This window comes from Vibrio sp. 1249-1 (assembly GCF_033340495.1).
Genome location: NZ_JAWOWJ010001020.1, coordinates 1 through 547, shown reverse-complemented (window position 1 = coordinate 547; position 547 = coordinate 1). Strand labels below are relative to the sequence as shown.

Here is a 547-nt window from a genome sequence, read left to right as displayed (position 1 = left end):
TCTAAACCAAACGAAAGAAAAGATAAGGGGAGAGCGTTGGCTCTCCCCTTTTTTATAACGTTAAGCGGCCATAGAAGATGGCTGCGACTCTAGAATTGCTTTGATTTTCGCTGCTAATGCTTCAAAACGAGCACGCAACGGAGAGCCAGGGCGGTACGCCAAAACAATGCTGCGTGAAGGCGTAGGGTTGACGGCAGGAATGTAGCAAACGCCATCTTTTTGTTTTTCGGCTGGAATAGAAAGCTGAGGCAACAAAGTAATACCCGCTCCCGCAGCAACCATATTACGCAAAGTTTCTAAACTGGTGGCTTTAAAGCGCTCATCATCTTTTGCTCCTGCCGCAAAGCAGAAACCTAACGCTTGGTCGCGTAAGCAATGTCCATCACCTAAAGCCAGCACAGTCTTCCCATTGAGCTCCAACATATCAACCTGGTCGAGCTGTGCCCATTCATGACCACATGGTACAGCAACACTAAGCGGTTCGTTGTACACTTCAATCTCTTTAAATGGGGCAGTTTCCGCCACAGAAGCCAATACCAAACAGTCC

The 547-nt window shown here is 47.9% G+C and carries 1 protein-coding gene; it reads right to left on the bottom strand.

The window, feature by feature from the left end; translation table 11 throughout:
- Positions 1–60 precede the first annotated feature (60 nt).
- Positions 61–547: LysR substrate-binding domain-containing protein (locus R7Z50_RS30240; RefSeq protein ID WP_318150114.1), on the bottom strand; the 487-nt coding region annotated here is incomplete at its 5' end.